16 protein-coding genes are annotated in these 20,497 nt (G+C 55.4%); 9 read left to right on the top strand and 7 right to left on the bottom strand.

Features of this window, described 5'->3' with window-relative positions; genetic code table 11:
* The first annotated feature begins 56 nt into the window (after positions 1–56).
* Complete coding sequence (locus tag ACR0E2_RS18740) at positions 57–866, top strand: FkbM family methyltransferase (RefSeq protein ID WP_171331822.1); 810 nt, start codon at positions 57–59, stop codon at positions 864–866.
* Positions 867–903: 37 nt separating this feature from the next.
* Here ACR0E2_RS18740 and ACR0E2_RS18735 read toward each other — a convergent pair whose 3' ends face one another.
* The 3 genes from ACR0E2_RS18735 to ACR0E2_RS18725 all read right to left on the bottom strand — a co-directional run bounded on the left by ACR0E2_RS18735 (position 904) and on the right by ACR0E2_RS18725 (position 4,314).
* Positions 904–1,929 carry a glycosyltransferase family 2 protein gene (locus tag ACR0E2_RS18735; RefSeq protein ID WP_171172400.1) on the bottom strand — a complete coding sequence of 342 codons (1,026 nt, stop codon included), beginning with the start codon at positions 1,927–1,929 and terminating at the stop codon, positions 904–906.
* Positions 1,926–3,419: a hypothetical protein gene (locus tag ACR0E2_RS18730; protein ID WP_480447502.1), complete on the bottom strand. Its 1,494-nt coding sequence runs from the start codon at positions 3,417–3,419 to the stop codon at positions 1,926–1,928. Before ACR0E2_RS18730 ends, ACR0E2_RS18735 begins: the two co-directional genes overlap by 4 nt.
* 184 nt (positions 3,420–3,603) lie before the next feature.
* Positions 3,604–4,314: a methyltransferase domain-containing protein gene (locus ACR0E2_RS18725; RefSeq protein ID WP_171233828.1), complete on the bottom strand. Its 711-nt coding sequence runs from the start codon at positions 4,312–4,314 to the stop codon at positions 3,604–3,606.
* A gap of 632 nt (positions 4,315–4,946) precedes the next feature.
* Here ACR0E2_RS18725 and ACR0E2_RS18720 point away from each other — a divergent pair.
* A complete protein-coding gene (locus tag ACR0E2_RS18720; RefSeq protein ID WP_171331826.1) occupies positions 4,947–5,483 on the top strand; it encodes a VPLPA-CTERM sorting domain-containing protein in 537 nt (178 codons plus the stop codon).
* Positions 5,484–5,542: 59 nt separating this feature from the next.
* Here ACR0E2_RS18720 and ACR0E2_RS18715 read toward each other — a convergent pair whose 3' ends face one another.
* From ACR0E2_RS18715 to ACR0E2_RS18700, 4 genes are read right to left on the bottom strand one after another with little or no spacing between them, the layout of a single operon-like run.
* Complete coding sequence (locus tag ACR0E2_RS18715) at positions 5,543–6,427, bottom strand: glycosyltransferase family 2 protein (RefSeq protein WP_171331827.1); 885 nt, start codon at positions 6,425–6,427, stop codon at positions 5,543–5,545.
* Entirely contained in the window at positions 6,408–7,241 is an 834-nt protein-coding gene (locus ACR0E2_RS18710; protein WP_171331828.1) for a CpsD/CapB family tyrosine-protein kinase, read from the bottom strand. The genes ACR0E2_RS18715 and ACR0E2_RS18710 overlap by 20 nt, the downstream gene beginning before the upstream one ends.
* Before the next feature lie 31 nt (positions 7,242–7,272).
* Positions 7,273–8,814 (bottom strand): GumC family protein, encoded by a 1,542-nt coding sequence (locus ACR0E2_RS18705; protein ID WP_171331829.1) that lies wholly within the window; start codon positions 8,812–8,814, stop codon positions 7,273–7,275.
* 1 nt (position 8,815) lies between these two features.
* A complete protein-coding gene (locus ACR0E2_RS18700; RefSeq protein WP_171120590.1) occupies positions 8,816–9,673 on the bottom strand; it encodes an ExeA family protein in 858 nt (285 codons plus the stop codon).
* A gap of 655 nt (positions 9,674–10,328) precedes the next feature.
* On the opposite strand from ACR0E2_RS18700, the gene ACR0E2_RS18695 reads away from it, so the two are divergent.
* From ACR0E2_RS18695 to ACR0E2_RS18665, 7 genes are all read left to right on the top strand, one after another.
* Positions 10,329–11,018: a sugar transferase gene (locus ACR0E2_RS18695; RefSeq protein ID WP_480447501.1), complete on the top strand. Its 690-nt coding sequence runs from the start codon at positions 10,329–10,331 to the stop codon at positions 11,016–11,018.
* A 69-nt stretch (positions 11,019–11,087) separates the two neighbouring features.
* Complete coding sequence (locus tag ACR0E2_RS18690; protein WP_480447500.1) at positions 11,088–13,541, top strand: tetratricopeptide repeat protein; 2,454 nt, start codon at positions 11,088–11,090, stop codon at positions 13,539–13,541.
* Positions 13,542–13,656: 115 nt separating this feature from the next.
* Positions 13,657–14,268, top strand: coding sequence for a polysaccharide biosynthesis/export family protein (locus tag ACR0E2_RS18685; RefSeq protein WP_170346999.1), 612 nt, complete (start codon positions 13,657–13,659; stop codon positions 14,266–14,268).
* Between the two features lie 156 nt (positions 14,269–14,424).
* Positions 14,425–15,858 carry a hypothetical protein gene (locus ACR0E2_RS18680; RefSeq protein WP_171233832.1) on the top strand — a complete coding sequence of 478 codons (1,434 nt, stop codon included), beginning with the start codon at positions 14,425–14,427 and terminating at the stop codon, positions 15,856–15,858.
* 201 nt (positions 15,859–16,059) lie between these two features.
* Entirely contained in the window at positions 16,060–17,610 is a 1,551-nt protein-coding gene (gene xrtD, locus ACR0E2_RS18675; RefSeq protein WP_480447499.1) for a VPLPA-CTERM-specific exosortase XrtD, read from the top strand.
* A gap of 182 nt (positions 17,611–17,792) precedes the next feature.
* Positions 17,793–19,340 carry a hypothetical protein gene (locus tag ACR0E2_RS18670; RefSeq protein ID WP_171331833.1) on the top strand — a complete coding sequence of 516 codons (1,548 nt, stop codon included), beginning with the start codon at positions 17,793–17,795 and terminating at the stop codon, positions 19,338–19,340.
* 42 nt (positions 19,341–19,382) lie between these two features.
* Positions 19,383–20,486 (top strand): acyltransferase family protein, encoded by a 1,104-nt coding sequence (locus ACR0E2_RS18665; RefSeq protein WP_171331834.1) that lies wholly within the window; start codon positions 19,383–19,385, stop codon positions 20,484–20,486.
* Positions 20,487–20,497: the final 11 nt, after the last annotated feature.

Here is a 20,497-nt window from a genome sequence, read left to right as displayed (position 1 = left end):
TGTGGAATTATGTAATTGCCCGGGCAATGACAATGGGCTGTTAAGTGGAGAACTTTATGAAGCAGAATCTTACCAAACTGGTTGAAACATACCCGTTCCTCCAGAAACCTGCCTATTTTGCGTATATCGGCGTGGTCAGCTCTCGAAACTTAAGTCGCCGTTTTGCGATGAAGAATCTTGGCTACTTGCCCAAACGGGTTTCGGACCGGGGGCAGGATATGTGGGTGATCAACGAAGTTTATAATGGCAAGCGCAATGGTTTCTTTGTTGAGCTTGGCGCGGCTGACGGATTTTCGGATTCCAACACGTTTGTTCTGGAAAAGCATTATGGCTGGACCGGGTTGCTGATCGAACCAAACCCCGTCAACTATCACCGAATTACCAACTGGCACCAGCGCACGGCAACTCCGGTTCCGTTGGCCGTTGACCCCGAACCCGGCCAGTTGGAATTCATGATTGACGGTCAACGCAGTAGCCTGCTGGTAGATGAGGCCGACAATATGAACGAACGCCGAGCCTCGAAACTGGCCAAGTTTCGGGAGAAAGGTAAAGTAGTTACAGTTGAAGCGGTGCCGTTGGATGAGGTATTCGATCGTTACAAGGCGCCAAAAGAAATCGACTATTTCAGCTTGGACGTCGAAGGATCAGAAACACGGATACTGCGTGATTTTCCTTTCGACAAATACCGTTTTCTAGCAATGACAATTGAACGCCCGACACCAGAGCTAAATGAACTGCTGTTTGTCAACGGCTATCATTTTGTACGTAACTCGCTCTACGACACGTTCTATGTCCATGAGCGAAATCCACGTTTCGATCAGGTCGAAAAATTACCGTTTGAACAATTGCCAGCAAAGCAATTTTGATTATTGTCTTCAAGACCCGGTCACGCCACGCGGGTCTCTAGTTCCGCGTGACACGCAGTTTCTGCTTTTGCCCCAGCATGTGATATTCGAACAGGCACCAGACATAGATGGTGGCCGAATAGACGTAATAGACCTGGTGGTAGAGCAGACATTTGAACGCAAACCACGGCCCGCCATGCCCGGACATGGCGCGCACCAGATCCAGATTGGCGACAAAGGCCGCGGCCAGTAACACAAAAGGCAAAGGCCAGCTTCCCGGCCAGAACGGCAGGGCCAGAAGCGACAGCAGCAACAGCCCGGCGATTGCGGCCCGTGCCCGCTCGGCCATCGAGGTGTTCAGGTCATCGGTCAACCCCTCACGCGAGATCATCAGCCGGGCCCAGGGCAAGGCGCGGCAGAAGATATCCGTGCTCAGGCTGTTGCGGATGGTCCAGACCTTCAGGTGTTTGCCCTGCAAAAGCGGCTCGACCAGGATGCGGCGACCGGTGGCCGCGATCCGGTAACCCAGTTCGATATCTTCGATCGAAGGCACCTCATAGGTTTTGACATCAAAGCCACCGACTTCAAGAAACACGTCGCGCCGGATGGCGCCACACCCGGCCCAGAAGGTGCGCGCCTCGCGGCGGGCGCGCTGATGGTGATAGCGGTGCAGAAGGTTCTTGTAGCGTGAAAACCAGGCCTGCCCGTCCGGGGCATCATCATAGGATCCGAACACGGCGCCCACATTGTCTTCGGACATGGCCCGGCGAATATGGTCCGGGCCGTCCGGCCAGGCGATGACATCGGAATCCACGAACCACAGGATATCGCCCGTGGCCTGCTGGGCGGCCAGGTTGCGCGCAGCCCCTGGCCCGCCATTGACGGGCGTGGTCAGAACGGTTGCGCCCATTTCCCGTGCCAGCGCCGCGGTGCCGTCGGGGGATTGGTCATCCACCACCAGAACCTGCTGCACCTGACCGGTATTCAGCATTTCAATCAATGGCGGCAAAACGCGCGGCAGCAGATGTTCGGCATTGTAGGCCGGCATGACCACGCTGATGGAAAGGGGGTGATCTGAACTCACGAAGGATCTCCGGCAATGATACGCGAAGCGCCTGAGCGCTGAACAAGGAAAAGAAAGGCGGCTGTAAAGGGCAACAACCACATCACGCGCGCGCCGTAACGATCCGCGGGTTGTGATACTCCTCCGCAGACCAGAGCGTTGACCGCTATTCCGATCAGGATGAACAGCGCAAACAGCTTCATGTCACGCGACACACTACCCGGCCGCAGCAGAATGAAAACGATAAAGGCAAAAGAGACGGCATAGATCACGCCGTGCACGATATCGGCCGTTTCTATCCAGCCCCTGTCCCAGGCCAGGTTCCCTTTCTGAATCAAATCGTACTGCGCCTCGTCGAGGCGGGCCAGCGTGCGCGCGTTGGTCAATTCCACATCCGTCGGGATTGTCATGGTGATGCTGTAGCGCATAATCTGATGATAGCCGTTTTTGGCCAATGCGAAAGACGTCGCAATCGGCTTAGACAGGAAGACTGCCTTGGCAAAGTCCCCCTGTGCCAGCGCCACTTGTTTTTGCTTCTCCGGCGACAGCAGACGGAACGATCCCAACCGAGAAGAGCGCTCGAAAATGATATGGGATGCGGTCAGTCTGTAAGGGTCGTCCGACCATGAAAGCGCCTCATACAGCGCGCAGGTTGGTATACTTGCATCCGGGCAGACATCCTTCAGATAGTCCATCCCCGGCCCGTCAACGATTAGCCGCGCAGTGATATGCGGGGTATAGACAACTTCCTTGTTCATCTGGGCTTCAACGGTAATCTGGAAGGCCTTGCGTTCGGCCGCCGCAAGCGTCAGGAGCATCACCATCAGGACCGTTGCGCGCCAGCGCCCCGGCATCCTGCGACCCAGAGCCGTCAGGGCGACAAAAGGGATCATCAGACCTGTGATCGCCAGATGCGACGGATGCAGCACAATGCAGAACAGAGCCAGCCCTGAGATCAGAAAAAGTTCCCAGAGGCGCATTGTCTGCCCAAAGGCGGTGAGCGCCGCAGTCGCGATCAGGAAAATTGGTGCGAATATGTCCGGCATCATATAGGCGATGTAAAACGGCAAAGAGGTGCTGGCCGCCGCCAGAAGCGGGATTGCGGTCATCAGCATTGTGTTCTGCGTACCGCCCAGAGACCGGCCCGCCGTCCGCGCCAACATCCAGACCGCAAAAAGCGTGGCAGCCAGATGGATGACCGGAACAGCGTAAAGGGCGTCGGCGCGAAAAAACGTAGCTATAATGAGGCCATAGATCAGCGAGCGGGAGCCGGTTGCAGTCCCGTCGTCATCTGCGGTGTAAGTGCCACCCGTCGTGCTGGTTTCGTTCACCGGCGGCAGAAGACTGTTGAGGGCCACGCTGCCCTGCCGGATATAACTGCCTGTGTCGAAATAATAGAGCGGGCCGCCGTTGATCAGAAACACGGACAGGCAGGCAAGAACCGCCAGCGTGGCCAGCAGGGCCGACCGGGTCTGAAAGGCCAGTTTGTCCGAAGGTGCCGATACGCTCATGTCATTTCCGCAGCATTTGGTCTGGGCTTGCGGGATGCAGCCACGCCTGGACTGGGCCTGATGTCCGGGCGCGTGTCATTGAGATTTGAAACAGACGTGTTCATCAGCGTTCCTGGCTGCCTCCGTCCAGCGGGCTGTGGGGCCGAATTCCACTGTGGCCACCGCCCAAAATCGCGCTAAGCAATCATTTGATAGCAAGAAAACCTTCAAAACAAATATACTTCTGAATACTCATCACATCCTTGAAACCGGCCCGGCCCAGCAGATCCAGATTGCCCTGGGTGGAAAACGGCTCCAGCACGCTTTTCAGGCTGCGCGCCTTTTCGACGATTTCCTCGCTTGAGAATCCGTTACTGATTTTGAATTCGTTGTAGAGCTGAGTCACAAGATCCTGGAACCGCGCATCCGGCCCCCGGACTTTTTCGAACATGACAAACGCACCGCCCCAGTTCAGGGTGTTGTAGATCTTGGTGAACAGTTCCTGCCGGTACCGGGGCGGGATGAACTGCATTGTATAATAGCTGACGATCATGTCCGCCTTTTCCATCTCCATATGACGGGCATCGTCATGAAGAATGGAAATGTTCGGGACATCCGCGCAATGAGCTTCGGCGACCTTCACCATTTCAGGTTCGACATCGATCCCGATCCAGCGTGCGTCAGGCTTTCCTGCATTATGTTCTGCCAGTTTGCGGATCAACTCCCCGGTCGATGTGCCGATTTCATAGCAGAGACTGTCATTGCGGACGAAGAAATCGGAAACCTGACAGATCAGGCCGTGACCCATTTCATAAAGAGGAACAGACAATTTGATGTGGTCAACAAACGTATCGGGAACACTGCCCCCAAAGGTCCAGTTCGCATTCTCAGCGGCTATGTTCTGGCCAACGCCCATGCGCAATGTCTCCTCGCTAAATAGGCAGGCACAATGGACAAACGGCTAAACAAGGGCTTCCGATTGAAAATGCGTGCCTGAACTAAGTACAATAACAATCCAAAGCTACACGAAACTTTCGGACCGTCGAAGAATAAATATGGTGGAACCCGGGTTTGTGGCCTTTTTCCCTTCTGTTGCGACCCGCAGGGCCCTTGTGCCGGGCTGAAAGTAGACAGTGCGCTGAAATGGCTTGTATTGTTTCTCGCCTTGCGCAGAGCGGGGGCGCCCGTCATGTGAAAAGGCGTGCCGGTTGCATTTCATGACAGAGTGATCGGGGTTGGTTCTGCATCGCCCGAACCGGTTCGGATTATGCTTGGTGCAGTGTGAAAACGCTCGGAATCGCCGGAAAGTCGGTATGTTCTCCAGACGCAGATTCGCCTTATTGGGGTGATTCTGGTTCACGATAGGGAAACAAACGGTAACTTAGACATCCATTGTGCCGGTCAATGGGCGTTTGTGCCCATAAAAAGCCACAATTCTGAGAAAAATCCTTCGCAATCAAATAGAAATGAATTATTAATGATTGCAGTAGGTGCCCTGCCGAGATTTCGAGCGGGTTGTGTGTATAAAAATCAAAGGTGGGACTTTGTATGTTTAGAAGTTTAAAAATGATGGCGGCAGGGATTGTTGCTGCTGTGATGATGGCCGGATCGGCCAGTGCGCTGACCTCGGTAACGGCAGGCGGCAGCTATGACATTAAATCTGATACGGCCTTTATCGGATCTGTTTCCACACTCGGTGGGCCTGGCTCGTATTCAGTCAACTTCACATCGCCGATTGATCCGCTCATTGGAGTAGCGAATGCGTCGGTTACCATTCGGGTACTGGGTGCGTTCACAGGTCTGACCATGAGCTGGGTCGACGCAGCGAACCCCAGCAACGTTCTGGCGAGTACAGCGGTTCTGGGTGGTATACAGACCACGCTCAGCACATTGTTCAGCAGCGTAAGCCCGAACTCCCTGAGCCAGAACCTTGTGTTCAGCTGGGCGAATTCGCAAGCAACGACGAATGGTGGTCCGATCAGCTTTGACTTTGACGTGGCTGCAGTTCCGCTACCCGCCGGTGGTCTGCTGCTTCTGACCGCGCTTGGTGGTCTGGCTCTGACGCGTCGCCGCAAGGCCGCCTGAGCGACACACAAACCTGACGAACAGGACAAGGGGCCGTTTCGCGGTCCCTTTTCTTTTGATCAGATGTTGCCACCTGCCGCCTGGCGCAACATCCAGATCATCCGCTGACATCTGAGCCGGAACAATGTGATGACCGCCCGACTGGTTTCGCCCGCCGAGGACAGCTTGTCGCTTCTGAGGATTTTCGGGGTGTGCACAATTGCACTGGCTGGCATGGCCAACCCACGGATCGCCCACCGCATGCGCGCGGCGGCGTTGGTGCCATGCAGCAGATATGCCTCTTGTGTCGTGCGCCGCCACTTGGCCTTGAGCGCGGGCCAATTCTGCCGGGATGGATGGCTGACACGAAAGTTGTCCCGGTAGATCAGGCTATAACCGCGCGCGACCGCGCGCATGGTCCATTCCCGATCTTCCGAGACACCGTTGATGAACCCGCCGATCGCATCGAACACATCGCGTCGGGTCAGCAGGTTGCCGGCGCCGGAAAACCCCTGAACCTCGATATACCTGCGGAAGTTGAATGCAAAAACAGCCTCGAACGCTTCTGCGCCGCTGCGCGGGGGTGGGGTTTCGTCAAAGACATCTACCCGGCCACCAATCAGATCGGCCTGATCCGCGACCTGACGCCCGACGCTCAACCAGTCCGGCGCGGGTACGCAATCGGCGTCAATGAAAAACAGTCGGGGCGCTCTGGTTTCTGCAGCTCCGCGATTGCGGGCATGGGCCGCGCCCTTTTGGGTTTCCACCACGAAATGCACCTCGGGAAAGGCCTGGCGCATCGTATCCAGCGAAACCGGAGAGTTGTTGTCAACGACAACGATTTCAGTTGCCGTCAGATCATTCTCTCTCAGGGCAAGAAGACATCGTTCCAGCCGGGGCAAATCGTTGTAATGGGGAATGATCACTGCATCGGCCGGAGCCGTATCAGTAGTATCCGTACTCATTGCCAAATGTCCCGCTGATGTATCGGCATTTGTTCAGCACGATCCCCATGACGCTGGTCAGTTCCGCCAGTTGCTGTTCGGCAACGTCAATATGGTCAATGCTGGTTTCTTCGGCGGCAGCCAGAAGCAGGGCACAATCGACGTTCCTGAGAAAGCCGTGGCTGTCATCGCTCATCATCAGGGGGGGCGTGTCGAACAGAATGACGTCGGGTTTGTAATCCGCCTCAAGCTGTTCGAGAAATTCAATTGCCCGTCGGCTCTGCAAGATTTCCGCCGGGTTGCGTGTGGATGCGTAATTCAGTCCGAAGATCACGTTATTGCCATAACGTACAGCATGTTCGCGAAACGGGACCGCTCCTTGAATGACGTCTGCCATGCTGTGGCTACCGGTTTGTTTCAGGATCTCGGCCAACCCCCTGCGCCGCATGTCGAAATCTATCACGATCGTGCGCAGCTCTTCCTGCCGCCCCAGACTGAAGGCCAGATTGGCGGCCGTCGTGCTTTTGCCACATCCGCTGTACGGGGATGTCAGCGCTATCCGGTGCCAATCATTGGAGAGAGTCTGCTGCAGCATCTTGGTGCGCAACATGTCATAAGGTGATGCATCTGCGCCCCCATAGAATGACATCAAACGGTTGCGAGAGATAAGGTGTTTCTCGATCTTTATCTCTGGTACAGCCAGCCAGATATCTTCATCGACACTTACTTGCTGTGCCGGGGGCTGCCGAGCTTCTGTAGCCGACACGGGTTGAGATTGCTGCCGGCTGTTGCGTTCTTCACGCGCTTTCTGAATCGCTTGCTGAAGACGGTCCATTACATTTCCACCAAATCAATCGAAACAATGCTCACCAGAATGTCTCCAGTTTATCCATGACTCTCTCTGCAATAAGATCGAGGGGCAGATAATAGATGTGCACGGCCCAGACTGCTGCGGGAACCCCGATCAGAATGGCCAATATGATCCCACCCCAAACGGTTCGCTGTATGATGACTTCGCCACGTGAGGGGGCATAGGGGATCGTGGCGATCGGCCAGACATCAAGCTTGCTGATCAGATCTTCGGGGCGACGTACGGACCGATTTAGGATCTCCAGCAGAACCACAAGCCCCAGCCCCAGTGCGATGCCAAAGGCAGCGCCCCCTCCGGCGATCATCAATCGGTTTGGCTTGGACGGCTCGGTTGGCGTGGACGGGTGTTCAATGACGGAAATACGCTGCCCCTGGGACGTGACCTCGATTCGTTCTCCGGTCGAGGCCTCGGCCAACCGGCTGACCGCGACATTATATTGGGTTTGAATATTGTCGTGTTCGCGCTGCAGTTCTGCAAGCGTGATGGCATTGGCCGGGGTCTGATCAATCGTCAGGGTGAGTGCGTCAAGCCGGTCCTGAAGCACGCGGCGTTGGTCTTCGAGTGCAACAATCTGTGAGTCGACCTGCGCCAGCTGCAGGTCAAGGGACGAATTGCCCGTCTGTACGTCAGGTTGCGTCGGGGCTGTTGCTTGTTCGGCAGCGACAACCTGCTCAAGCTTTTCGATTCTTGCGCGAAGCAGTTTGATCTGCGGGCTGCTCTCGGAATAGACCACGAGTTGACTGTCGAGCTGAGTCTGCAACAGACTTAGTTGCTGCTGTGCCTGGGTCTGGTTTTGCGGCGAAACCCCGACAACCTGACCCGTCGAGCTGAAGATGCTTATGAGGTTTTCCCGCTGGGCCTGGAGGGAAAATATCTGCTGATCCGTTTGTTCAAGATTGGTTTGCAATGCCCCTTGCTGAGCCAACCTGAACTGCAGACTGTCGGGGAGCGCATCGGAATTATCATTCTTGAACTCGAGAATGCGGGCGCTGCGCCTGCTTAGTTCGTTGCTCAGGCGATCAACTTCCAGCTGGAAAAAGGCCAGCGTGTCGGTCGCGCGCTCCTTGCGATACGAGACGTCCAGCTTTTGGATTTCGGTCAGATACGCGTTCAACACACCAGCTGCGATCGGACCGGTTCGCGCCTCGAAACTGATTGTCATCAGATTGGCCTGATTGAGACCGCTGGAAATCCAGATCGAGGTGTTCTTGCGCATGGCTTTGACAACCTGATCGGGGCTTGCTTCATCCTGGTCGGGCAGAACCTGAAACTCGCGCGCGATTTCCAGAAGGGTCGGACGGGTCAGCAGGCGCTGTTCGATGATCTGAAGCTGTTCCGCTGCAGGTGTCGTGACGGTGCTGGCAGCCAAATTGCCCGGAATCTGAGGCGATTCAACAATAAGGCGCATCGTCGAGACATACGTGGCAGGCAACGCTCTAGCGACAATGAATGACGCTACAGACACGATCAGGGCGACGATCAGAAAATACGGAAACCGTCTCAGGAAAATGGAAAAGTAATAGCGAACCGGGCCCATATCAGACTGTCAGCTCCTTCTCGAGTGAGTTTCCGCCAAAGAACACGCCATCTTTGACCACTTGCTCCACAACCTCTTCATCCACTTTCTCGGCCTCATTCGTCCAGGCATAAAGCAGGGCAAAGTCGCAGAACTGATTTACAAGTCGCGGAACACCGCGCGTTTGTGTGAAAATCTGCTTGCAGGCCTCTTCGGTGAACTCATCGCCTGAACCGCCAGCCGTTTTCATCCTATGTCTGATATAGGCTTTGACCGAAGACTCATCCATCCGTTCAAGATGAAAACTTGCGGCAACGCGCTGTGTCAGCTGGCGCATCTTGGGATCAAGAACCATGTCGCGCAATTCAGGCTGACCAACCAGAACAAGCTGGATCAGCTCATCCGTATTCGAGTTGATATTGGTCAGCATCCGGATTTCTTCCAACCCTTCGACGGTCAGGTTCTGCGCTTCGTCAAAGATCAGAACCACCCGCCGGCCCTCGGCATATTCCGCGACCAGGAAATCCTGCAGCGCCCGGAATATCTGTACATAGCTTGCATCCGCCTCGATCGGCAGACCCAGCGCGTGCAGGACCCATTGCAGCAGCTCTCCGCGACCGCCTTGCGCATTCGAGATCAGCCCAACCGTGATCGACTGCTCCATCTCGCTGAGGAGATGCTGTATCAGGGTGGTTTTCCCGGCCCCGATTTCCCCGGTCAGCACGGTGATGGGCGCACAGCTCATGATGCCGAATTGCAGGACCGAGTAACCGCGCTTGTGCAACGGCGACCAGTACATGAATCCGGGATCCGGAAGCAGCGTGAAGGGCCGTCGGTCAAGCCCGAAATAATCTAGATAAAACCCGTCGCTGGACGCCATTGCACCTCGGTTGCCTTCTGCCTTGTCAAACCTCGTACTGGCCCCCCGGAGATTATCCAAACTCATACTCTGAACCACCAGAAATCCCTTACACAACGAACACATCACATAAACAAAAAGTACTTGGGTACTAGTTTGTCACAAAATCAAGATAGCAGGCACCACTAAACTGCACACGCGGTGAATTGACCTTCCCACTTTCTCAATCTGAAGTGATCGGTGCGATTGTTTCCGTTGCGTCCTTATTAGGTTGACCAAAAAAGAGGCGACCAGAACCTGATGCGATCACACATTAAAAAAGATTCTAAGGGCGGAAATCAAACCTAAAGGGTGGAATTTTCGCTCATTGTGTCCCACGGGGAAACGAAAGTTCATGAATTTGCGGCCAATCAGCTGATCGTATCTTCACGATACTGTAAAAAAGCACCTGTATTCAGCGACCAGAGAACACGTTCGCCAGCATTAATGTTTTGCAAGGCAGGTGGAATTTGTTAACAGTTGAATACGGGAAAGCGGCCTCGCAAGTGAGTAAGTGCAGGGTCGAAGTGGTATAAAAATATAAGATTTTAAATATATGTGGTTGAGGTCGAGCGTGTTCGGTTCGTAAGTTTGGTGAGTGGTTCGTGAGTAATTGTGTGTGTTGGGGGTTTAAATAGTGACAAGTCATTCGAAAGAAGTGGCCAACGCTGGCGCGGGCTACTCCGGTATTTCTGTTGTGCCTGCTGCAGTGTCATATCCAGGGATATACAGAAGCGGAGGCAAGCGTCTTTTTGACATAGCGTTCGCAGTGCTTGCAGCGCCTTTTGTCGTGCCGGTGGTGCTGTTGCTGGCCGCGTTTCTTGCATGCCAGGGCGTGACTCCGTTTTATCGGCAGGAACGTGTCGGCAAGAATGGCAAAGCCTTCAAGATGCTCAAATTGCGCACCATGGTCCATGATGCTGAAACCGTGCTTCAGGAACATCTGGCGAAGAACCCCGAAGCCCAGGAAGAATGGGACCGTGATCAGAAGCTGCGCAATGACCCACGTATCATCAAGTTCGGAACTTTCCTGCGCAAATCCTCGATGGATGAGCTGCCGCAGTTCTGGAACGTTTTTATCGGTGAAATGTCCGTGGTCGGCCCCCGCCCGATGATGGTGAGCCAGAAAGAACTTTATCCTGGAAAATTCTATGCCGCCATGCGTCCCGGCCTTTCGGGACCCTGGCAGGTTTCGAAACGCAATCAGTCCACATTTGCTGAGCGTGCGTTTCACGATACCGAGTATTGGAAAAGCATGTCGTTCAGCACAGATGTTTCAATCGTGTTCCGGACCATCTTTGTTGTCCTGCGCGGCACGGGTTGCTGAGAACGGGCCATACAGCCGAACAGGTTGATTGGTTGTATGCTTTTCCTTGAGTTTTGCAGGAGAACAGCAATGAGCTGGATCGTACCTCCTATTGGCGCACGGCTGATCGCAGCCCTTTTTGCGGCGACGCTCCTGCTGAGCGCATGCGACTCGGCCGAGGAACGGGCCGAAGCGCATTTCCAGGCCGGGCTGGCCCATCTGGAAGCCGGTGATGTCGAACGCGCACTTGTTGAGTTCAGGAATGTTTTCAACCTCAACGGCCAGCACAAAGAAGCGCGACTGACCTTTGCCAGGGTGGAGCGCGAGCGCGGCAACATCCCGGTTGCATATGGTCAGTATCTGCGGCTGATAGAACAGTATCCGGACAACCTTGAGGGCCATCGGAACCTTGCCGAGATGGCTCTGGAAGTGGGGAATTGGGAAGACGTCAGGCGTCACGGCGCATTGGCAAGTGCTCTGGCTCCGGATGATATCGAAATCAAATCCATCAATAATATGCTGGCTTACACCGACGCGGTCAGGGATGGGGATTTCGCAGGTGTGGACGTCGCCGTCCATAGAGCCCGCGAGATGATCAAAAGCCATCCGGAACTGATGACCGCGCGCCAGATCGTCATTGACCATCTGATCCGCGATGAGGACTGGCCCGGTGTTCTGCAGGAAACAGAGGTGGCCATAGCCACCGATCCAATGGAAGAAAGCCTTTATGGAATCCGGCTCCGCGCGCTTCAGGAACTGGATATGCCCGCAGAAATCGAGGCGTTTCTTCGGCAGATGGCCGTGACATTCCCTGACGATGAGGGCGTCGAGCAGTTGCTTGTGGAACATTATATCGATCAGGGGAATCTGGATGCGGCAGAACAGATGCTGCGGGCCGAGGTGGATCCGCTCGCTGAAGATCACATGCCGACACAGCGGTTGATCGCCTTTCTGAACGATAACCGCGACTCTGCAGCGGCAATTGCCGAGCTGGATACGATCATCGCTCAGAACGGCCCGAACACGTTCCAATTCAAGACGGTGCGTGCAGCGCTGAAATTCCGATCGGGTGATGAACAAGCCGCGATCGCCGAGATGCAGACACTGCTGGAAGGCGCGGAAAGAAACATACAGACCCGCGCTAGTGAGGCAGAATTTGCCCTCATGCTGTTCCAGGTCGGCCAGCCCGATGAAGCCCGCGCTTTGGTGGAAAAAGTCCTGTCCGAGGATGCAGCCCAGGTCAGCGCTCTCAAGTTCAAGGCGTCCTGGCTGATTGACGAGGACAAGACCGGCGATGCGATTGTGCTTTTGCGCGAAGCGCTCGGTCAGGCGCCGCGTGACCCGCAATTGATGACCCTGATGGCCCAGGCGCATGAGCGCAACGGAGACAGAGAACTGATGGGCGAGATGCTGGCGCTGGCGACGGAAATTTCGGGGAACGCACCGGACGAAACGCTGCGCTATGTCCGATTTCTGATCGCGGAAGGTGATCTGGTGATCGCCGAACGTGTTTTGGCCCAAGCCCTGCGCCAGACTCCGGAACATTCCGAGCTTCTGCTTTTGTTGGGAGAAGTATATCTGAGCATGCAGGATTGGGACCGCCTGGAAACCGTCCTTCATGCCATCAGGGATCTGGACAGCCCGGGAACACGGCGCTCCGCGAATGAGCTCAGGGCGCACATGCTGGCCGCACAGCAACGCACACAAGAGCTGACCTCTTTCTTGAACGAGCTGGCGGATGATCCCGAATTTGGCCTGCCCGCCGATATCGCGCTTGTTCGCCTGATGCTTACAAAGGGGCAGACGGCCGAAGCCTTCGCCCATCTTGACCAGTTGCTTGCAGAAGACCCGGATTCTTTGCCAATCCGCCTGATCAAAGCCCGCGCGTTGATCAGTGAAGGCGACCGCGGTGAGGCTGAGCAGCTCTACCGTGTCATTCTTGAGGAATATCCGACTACGACGCGGGCATGGATTGCGTTGCACGGATTGGCAACGGAACGGAACGCGCCCGATCAGGCTAGGGAAATTCTGACCGAGGCATTGACCAATCTGCCTGAAAACCCGGCCTTGCTCATGCTGCAGGCGACGGAGTACGAACGCAGCGGGGATCTGGACCAAGCAATCGCAACATACGAAAAGCTCTATCCGATCACCAATCGCTCTCTGATTGTAGCCAACAATCTTGCAAGCCTGCTGACAACACATCGTAACGATGAGGAGAGCCTGCGGCGCGCGCAAGTTTTGGCGCAACGTTTGCGCGGCACACAGGAACCGGTCTTTCAAGAAACATATGGCTGGGTCGCCTACCGGGTGGGAAATTATGAAGAGGCGGTCGCCTATCTTGAACCTGCGGCAGCGGCGTTCCCTGAGCATCCCCTGGTACTATATCATCTGGGGAAAACATATGCGGCTTTGGAACGGAACGAAGATGCGCTGCGTCTTCTCCATAAAGCCAGGGCTTTCAGCGGGGCTTCTACGGAAGTCGCATCATTGGTAGAGGCTGAGATTGAACAGCTGAACGCTGTACCCACCAACAGCCACTAACGCAGAGCTAATGACGCCGCTGCATTTCTGCCGCATCTTGTATGTATCAGACTCCCTGCTGATTGTTTTGCAGCTTGTGGGAAGGCATAAGTAGGAAAAAGTGAGAGATTTGAATATGCGTACAGTCATCGGGTCCTTGACCGCACTTGTCATTACCATGATCGTGGCCACCGCATCATGGGCGCAATCCTATCAAATCCAACCGGGTGATGCGCTGCAGGTTGAAGTTCTCGAAGACCCCACCCTGAATCGGACCATTCTGGTTCTGCCGGACGGGTCCATCAACTTTCCGCTTGCCGGCTCGATCCGTGCGGCCGGTCAGTCGACCAGCGGATTAAGCGCGTCGCTCTCATCGGCGTTGGCCTCGAATTTCAATACGCCGCCGACAGTCTTTATTTCAGTGGCGTCGCTGGCTCCGCCGCCGCTTCTGGGCGGACAGGCCGCATCCGGACCAACCATCGATGTTTTCATCATGGGTGAGGTCAATGTGCCCGGCAAGCATCTGGCAACCGAAGGCACAACAATTCTCCAGGTTTTGGCTCAGGCCGGTGGCCTGACCAATTTCGCGGCTCGCAAGCGCATCGAATTGCGCCGGGCTGACAGTAAAACAGGCGTGATGAGAAAATACACCTATAACTACAAAGGCTCGGGCGGTGGCATCCAAGGCAATACAGTGCTTAGACCCGGAGACGTTGTTGTCGTACCAGCACGCCGCTTGTTCGAATAGGGGCTGATACAGGTGGGGAAATCCAGGAGCAGGCTGTCCACCATTCTGGGGGGCGGGATCGCTGTCATAAGTTCGTTTACACCAGCTGTCGGGCAGCAGGCCTCGACACAGCAAACGACTGCGCAGCAAACACAAACCTCGACACAGCAAACATCCGTGCAGCAGACAACCGTCGCACCGACGGTTGTGCAGCAGACACCCAGCCAGCAACTGATCGCACAACGGGCACAACGAAACCCGGCCCGAAGGGTCGGCCTGCCAACCGGTCAGCAGATTGGGACCGGGACCGGCCTGAGTGTGACCCTGGATTATCTCTCGTCGCTCAGACATGACAGCAATCTTCGCCTGACCGATCCTTCGCTTGGGTCCACGACCTGGTGGGAGAATACGCTGGCATTGGGTATTCTGAAGCAGACCTCGGATTCGAGATTGGCTCTTGACCTTTCCGGACTGTACCGGATCGCCAATGAGCCGATTATCGGGACGGATTCCAGCTTTGCGGACCCGTCTGCCCGCCTGTCGTATCAGCGGTCGCGCCAGAACAGCCAGCTTGACCTGCTATTGGATTACCGCGAACAGGATCTGGCTTTTAATCGTTCACTGACCGACACCAATCTGGATGGCAGAATTGATGCCGCCGATGTGACCGGAACCATCGGGGATCAGGTCAACTCCTTGGGCAACCTGAATTGGCAAACCGGCCTGAATGATCCAATCGGGTTCCAATTCATCTACAGCTATAGCGAACGCACTTATACAAACACAATCGATCCGAACCTGTTCGACAACAAGTCAAGCAATTACACGGCGATCACGACATTGCGGGTGTCACCGGTTTTTCAGGCCAACTTGCGTCTCGGCTACACTGATTTCTCGGCAGAGGACAACGTGCGAACCGATGAGCAAACAACGGTTGTGACAGTTGGCGGAACCTATGACGTATCCCCTGTCACCACCGTCAGTGCGAATATCGGTTACAGTCAGGTGGATGACACGCAGCGCACAACCAATACCAACACCGTAACCGAGGATTTCGTCTGGGATTTCGCATGGAGCAAAACCCTGCCAGACGGCTCGGCGGATTTTCAGATTGACCAGACATTCGGGGTTAATGGGTCACGGATAAACGCAACGGCCGGCCGCAGTTTTCAGCGCGCCAACGGCGTGTTGAGCTTCAACGTGGGCCTGACCAGAGGACCATTCGACGAAGTCACACCGATCGGGCAGCTCGACTACAGCTATCAGCTGGCCAGTTCCCGGATCGGGGCAACGGTGCAACGCCGGGTCGGCACCAGTACGCAGAGCATAGAAACACGCGAAACACTGGTGTTTCTGACATATGACTATTTCATCAACCCGGTATCGGGGCTGTCTTTCAGTATCGATTACATCGACCAGGAAGACGAGGGAACCGGTCAACCCAACCCGCGCCAGCGCGGTACGTTCAGTGCGTCCTATACACGAGCGGTCACGAAAGACTGGGCCGTAAACGTGGGGTACCAATATGAAATGGACGATCAAAACGGCTTTAAGGCAACTTCAAACTCGGTCTTTCTGACTTTGGGCCGGCGCTTTTCTCTCAAACCCTGACGCTCATTCACGCGGTTCATGATATCGACAATCAGGACATCCCGCGCCCAATGTCCCGAAAACGGATCAAAATAGCGGGAGCTTGAGCCGTCATAATTTCAGGCCGCACCTTATTGTGCATGATGGACCGTGATGCATCACCTCGATTCGAAGAACAGCCGCAGTAATATCCTTGAAGCGGCCAGAAGAGGCTTGCCGGTCATGAACACCGTCGGGCTGTTCTGGTTTGTCCTGCTGCTGCTTGGATCGATACCCGTCTTCTGGATCGGGATCGTGTCTCTGGGCGCCGCCTGGAGCACCCCCGAATACAGCCATGGCCCGCTGATCCCGATCATCTCGCTGTATCTGTTCCTGCGTGAATTGCGGGATATGCCGCCCCCCAACCCGGTTGTGCATGATCGCTGGCCGGGCGTGCTTGTGATTGCCGTGGCCCTGATCATCGCCATTCTGGGCAACCTGGCCCGTATTCCCGATATCGTCACCTATGCCATGATCATCTGGGTGGGCGGCGTCATGCTGACCGTGTTCGGCTGGCAGCGGGGCAAATACCACCAGCTTCCCGTGCTGCATCTGGTGTTCATGCTGCCGCTGCCGCAGTTCGTCTATTGGAAGCTCACGATCTTCCTGCAATGGATTTCATCCGAGCTGGGCGTCTGGTTCGTGCAGATGGCCGGTGTTTCGGTTTTCATCGAAGGCAACATCATCGATCTGGGGGTCTACAAACTGCAGGTGGCCGAGGCCTGTTCCGGGCTGCGCTATCTGTTCCCGATCCTGAGCTTCTCGTATCTCTTTGCCCTGCTTTACCGTGGCCCGATCTGGCACAAGGTGGTTTTGCTGGTTTCGGCGGCCCCTCTGACCGTGCTGATGAACTCGATCCGCATTGGCGTGATCGGCGTGCTGGTCAATCAGCACGGCATCGAGCAGGCTGAAGGCTTCATGCATTTCTTTGAAGGCTGGATCATCTTCCTGCTCTGCGTCGCCATTCTGTTCCTGATGGCCATCGGCTTGCAGCGCCTGGCGCCGAATCCGCAACCCTTTGCCGAGACCATTGATCTGGATACCCAGGGGCTGGGTTCTGTTGCCTTGCGTATCTTTGGCATTCGCGCATCGGTGGCGCTGGCGGTTGCGGCCCTTCTGACGCTTGCGGTTTCAACCGCCTGGACCCTGCAGCCCGCTTCCGAAGTGCGGCCTGTGGAACGTGACCCGTTTGTTCTCTATCCACGGCAGCTTGGCCCCTGGTCCGGGTCGCCCACCACGTTGGATCCACAGGTTGAACAGGTTCTGGGGGCCAGCGATTACCTCAATGCCACCTATATCAACACCGGATCGGGCGACTTCGTGAACATGTTCGTGGCCTTTTACGACAAGCAGACCGACGGCGACGGCATCCATTCGCCCGAAGTGTGCCTGCCGGTGGGCGGCTGGGAAATCTTCAGCCTTGAACCTTATGAGATCAACCCGGGCAACACGCCTTATGGCAGCTTTACGGTCAACCGCGCCGTGATCCAGAAAGAGCTGTCAAAACAGCTGGTCTATTACTGGTTCGAGCAGCGCGGCAAGCGTATGGTCAATGATTTCCGCGCCAAGATGAGCGTCATTCAGGACGGCTTCACCATGGGGCGCACCGATGGTGCTCTGGTCCGGTTTGTGACCCCCATCCTGCCCGGTGAAACCGAAGCGGATGCGGATGCAAGGTTGCAACGTTTCATGGAGCCAAGCCTGAACCGCCTGCCCCGCTTTGTACCGTTTTAGAAAGACGGCAAGCTCGATGTGATCGCAGCGCCCTGGCCACCAGATCTTTCCCCTGAAGTCATTGCGTCCCGGGTGTCAGATGGCATTAAGCACTATAGATTGCACAATGATCTGTTACTGATATCTGAGGGATCAGGTTTTTTAGTTCTTGGTATGTGGGTGGAAATGTGCCTGCGGCAGCAATGATTACGACACTTCGACGCCGTTCACTGCGCCCGGTTCTGGCACTGACTCTGTTTGCCTGCCTCGTTCCCCTGTGCGTAACCCCTGTTCTACCGCTGACAGATTTCTACGCCCATATTGCCCGCTATTATATTCTGGCCAAGTTGCCGGACTCGGTCATGTTGCAACAGAACTACGAAGCCGCTTGGCAACCGCTGCCCAATCTCGGACTGGACATTCTAGGCACAGGTATCATGCATGTACTGCCCCCGCTTTTGGGGGCCAAGCTGATAGCGGGGTTGATCATTGCGGCCCCGTTCGCGGGTATTCTGTATCTGTCACGTGTTTTGCACGGCCAACTCTCGGTACTGACCGTTTTTTTGGCCGGTCTGGTGGCGTATAACCATATTCTGATCTGGGGCTTTTCGAATTTCCTGCTTGGATTGGGGGTTCTGCTGGGCGCTATCGGATACTGGATTGCGACACAGGGCCGGCCTGTCCGGCAATTGACCGTGACTATGTGCATAGGTGTGCTCCTGTTTTTCATTCATGGGCTGGCCTTTGCGTTGTGGGGGTTACTGTTGGGTGCGGTCGAGCTGTCACTTGCTCTTGGACCCGGTCACCCGGGGGGGCGTACCCTTTTTTACAAAGCTTCAAGGCTTGCGCTGGTCGCTGTCATACCAACCCTGTTGTTTACCCAAACGAAAACCATAAGTGCGGGAAGCACCATACCGATAGAAAGTATTCTCGCCCATGCCGAACAGGGAACATTATGGGTTCGGCTGAGCACCGAAGCCTATCTGAGAGTTGATGGCTTCCTTCGCGTGGCCGAAACCACATGGCAATCGATCGACTGGGGCTTTGGCATCGTATTGTGGGGCGTACTGATCGGCGGGCTCGTGACCGGGATATTGCAGATCGACAGACGCATGAAGCTTGCAGTGGCCCTGTGCGTGCTGCTGATCCTGATCGTACCCCCGACCCTGTTCGGTGTCGGGCATTTGGGCGAACGCATCCCGCTTTTACTTCTGGCGCTTCTGGCCGCAAGCCTGTCTCTGGCTCCCGATGTGAAATCACCGTCCCGCGAAATCGTTATTGCGATGATCGCAGGACTTTTTCTGGCACGAAACCTGGTGCTGAGCATCGGATGGTATCAGGACGGCAGAAGTTACGCCTCGTATCTTGAGGCACTGAGCAGCCATGATACGCGTAGCCTGGGCGCGGGTGCCTATGTCGAAGACGCCAGGGATCCACGCTTTTTTCGGCCCAATTGCCGACCCCTGTCCTTTCTCATGATTTTTAACGGCACCGCGATCCCCACCTTCGCCGATCCCACCCAGCACCCGCTGCACATCATCGGGCCGCTGGCCCAGGTGCAAAACGTGGTTCAGAACGTTGCCTCGGACGCACATCATACAGTGCCGTCCGCAATAACCACATTGTCAAACGCCAAAGCTGACACAATTGTCGTTTGCTCGACGGAATCGTTTCCGCCAAAGATCCAGGGATTCAATATTCTTGCGACAACCGCACCATGGATATTGTATCAAAGATCAGCTTCCAAATAATTGTGTATCCCATGATAGTGCCAGTGACCTAGAGAACCGCAGATGAGTGAGCATAATGTGCATGTGATTTCGGGGAAGCCTGCGCTGTTTATCGCAGATCGATCAGACGGGCGGGATAACAATTTCAATCTGATCCGGATCATCGCGGCCAGTCTTGTGCTGGTGTCACATGCCTATCCTCTGAGTTTGGGCGCCGAGTTCGGGCAGCCGTTTGAATCCACACTGCATGGGCTGTCGCTTGGTCTGATGTGCGTATGGGCTTTCTTTGCAATTTCGGGTTTTTTCATTACACGCAGTTTCGACCGGAACCCGTCTGCAGCATCATTCCTGATCGCCAGAGCCCTGAGGCTGTTCCCAGCGCTTGCCGTGGTAACCGTAATCACCATTCTGGTTGCCGGGCTTCTGTTAACACAAGCGCCCCCTTCTGTTTTTTGGGGCGAAGCCGGCAGCTACTTCATCCGCAACATACTGTTGTTCAAACTGCAATACACATTGCCAGGCGTGTTCGAATCCAACCCCTATGGTGCCGCGATCAATGGCTCGCTCTGGTCTCTTTCATACGAGGTCACCTGCTATGTGGGCGTCCTCTTATGTGGCTTGCTTGGATTTTTGGGAAACAAAAAGATTTTTGCCGGTCTAACGCTGTTATTCCTGTGTTTCTATACAATCATCGTCGTATTCATTGACGTGAATCCAAGGATCGAGGTCCTCACAAGGCTTGGTCTGCCTTTTCTGTCGGGAATGGTTTTTTACATCTGGCGCCGGCACATACCATTGTCCTGGTCGCTGCTGGCCCTGTCCGCCGCGTTGTCCTTTATGGCCTGGTTCACACCACTGTTTCTACCTGTCTTTGCGATCAGCCTGTCTTATGCCGTGGTTTTTGCCGGCTATGTCAAAATCCCGCTTCTCTTGCGCTACAACAAGCTTGGCGACTATTCCTACGGGGTCTACATCTACGCGTTCCCGATCCAGCAACTGGTGGCGCAGTCTGGCGTCGTGACGCCAGTCATCAACATGGCGATGTCTTTCCCCCTCTCCCTGTTATGCGCGGTCCTGTCATGGCACTTCATTGAGGCTCCGGCCATGAAGCTTCGGTTTCCGAGGAAAGCGCATGGGCAGGCAGGAACAAAACAAGTAGCAAAGTAGCGCTCTGGCCG

The sequence above is a fragment of the Ruegeria sp. A4 genome (assembly GCF_056543025.1).
This window is presented reverse-complemented; position numbering and strand designations above follow the sequence as displayed.

What these genes read in the sequence shown, in the direction of transcription:
- ACR0E2_RS18740 (WP_171331822.1), top strand. Translation starts at nt 57, where the DNA reads ATGAAGCAGAATCTTACCAAACTGGTTGAAACATACCCGTTCCTCCAG.
- ACR0E2_RS18730 (WP_480447502.1), bottom strand. Translation starts at nt 3,419, where the DNA reads ATGAGCGTATCGGCACCTTCGGACAAACTGGCCTTTCAGACCCGGTCG.
- ACR0E2_RS18725 (WP_171233828.1), bottom strand. Translation starts at nt 4,314, where the DNA reads ATGGGCGTTGGCCAGAACATAGCCGCTGAGAATGCGAACTGGACCTTT.
- ACR0E2_RS18720 (WP_171331826.1), top strand. Translation starts at nt 4,947, where the DNA reads ATGTTTAGAAGTTTAAAAATGATGGCGGCAGGGATTGTTGCTGCTGTG.
- ACR0E2_RS18715 (WP_171331827.1), bottom strand. Translation starts at nt 6,427, where the DNA reads ATGAGTACGGATACTACTGATACGGCTCCGGCCGATGCAGTGATCATT.
- ACR0E2_RS18710 (WP_171331828.1), bottom strand. Translation starts at nt 7,241, where the DNA reads ATGGACCGTCTTCAGCAAGCGATTCAGAAAGCGCGTGAAGAACGCAAC.
- ACR0E2_RS18705 (WP_171331829.1), bottom strand. Translation starts at nt 8,814, where the DNA reads ATGGGCCCGGTTCGCTATTACTTTTCCATTTTCCTGAGACGGTTTCCG.
- ACR0E2_RS18700 (WP_171120590.1), bottom strand. Translation starts at nt 9,673, where the DNA reads ATGGCGTCCAGCGACGGGTTTTATCTAGATTATTTCGGGCTTGACCGA.
- ACR0E2_RS18690 (WP_480447500.1), top strand. Translation starts at nt 11,088, where the DNA reads ATGAGCTGGATCGTACCTCCTATTGGCGCACGGCTGATCGCAGCCCTT.
- ACR0E2_RS18685 (WP_170346999.1), top strand. Translation starts at nt 13,657, where the DNA reads ATGCGTACAGTCATCGGGTCCTTGACCGCACTTGTCATTACCATGATC.
- xrtD (WP_480447499.1), top strand. Translation starts at nt 16,060, where the DNA reads ATGAACACCGTCGGGCTGTTCTGGTTTGTCCTGCTGCTGCTTGGATCG.
- ACR0E2_RS18670 (WP_171331833.1), top strand. Translation starts at nt 17,793, where the DNA reads ATGATTACGACACTTCGACGCCGTTCACTGCGCCCGGTTCTGGCACTG.
- ACR0E2_RS18665 (WP_171331834.1), top strand. Translation starts at nt 19,383, where the DNA reads ATGAGTGAGCATAATGTGCATGTGATTTCGGGGAAGCCTGCGCTGTTT.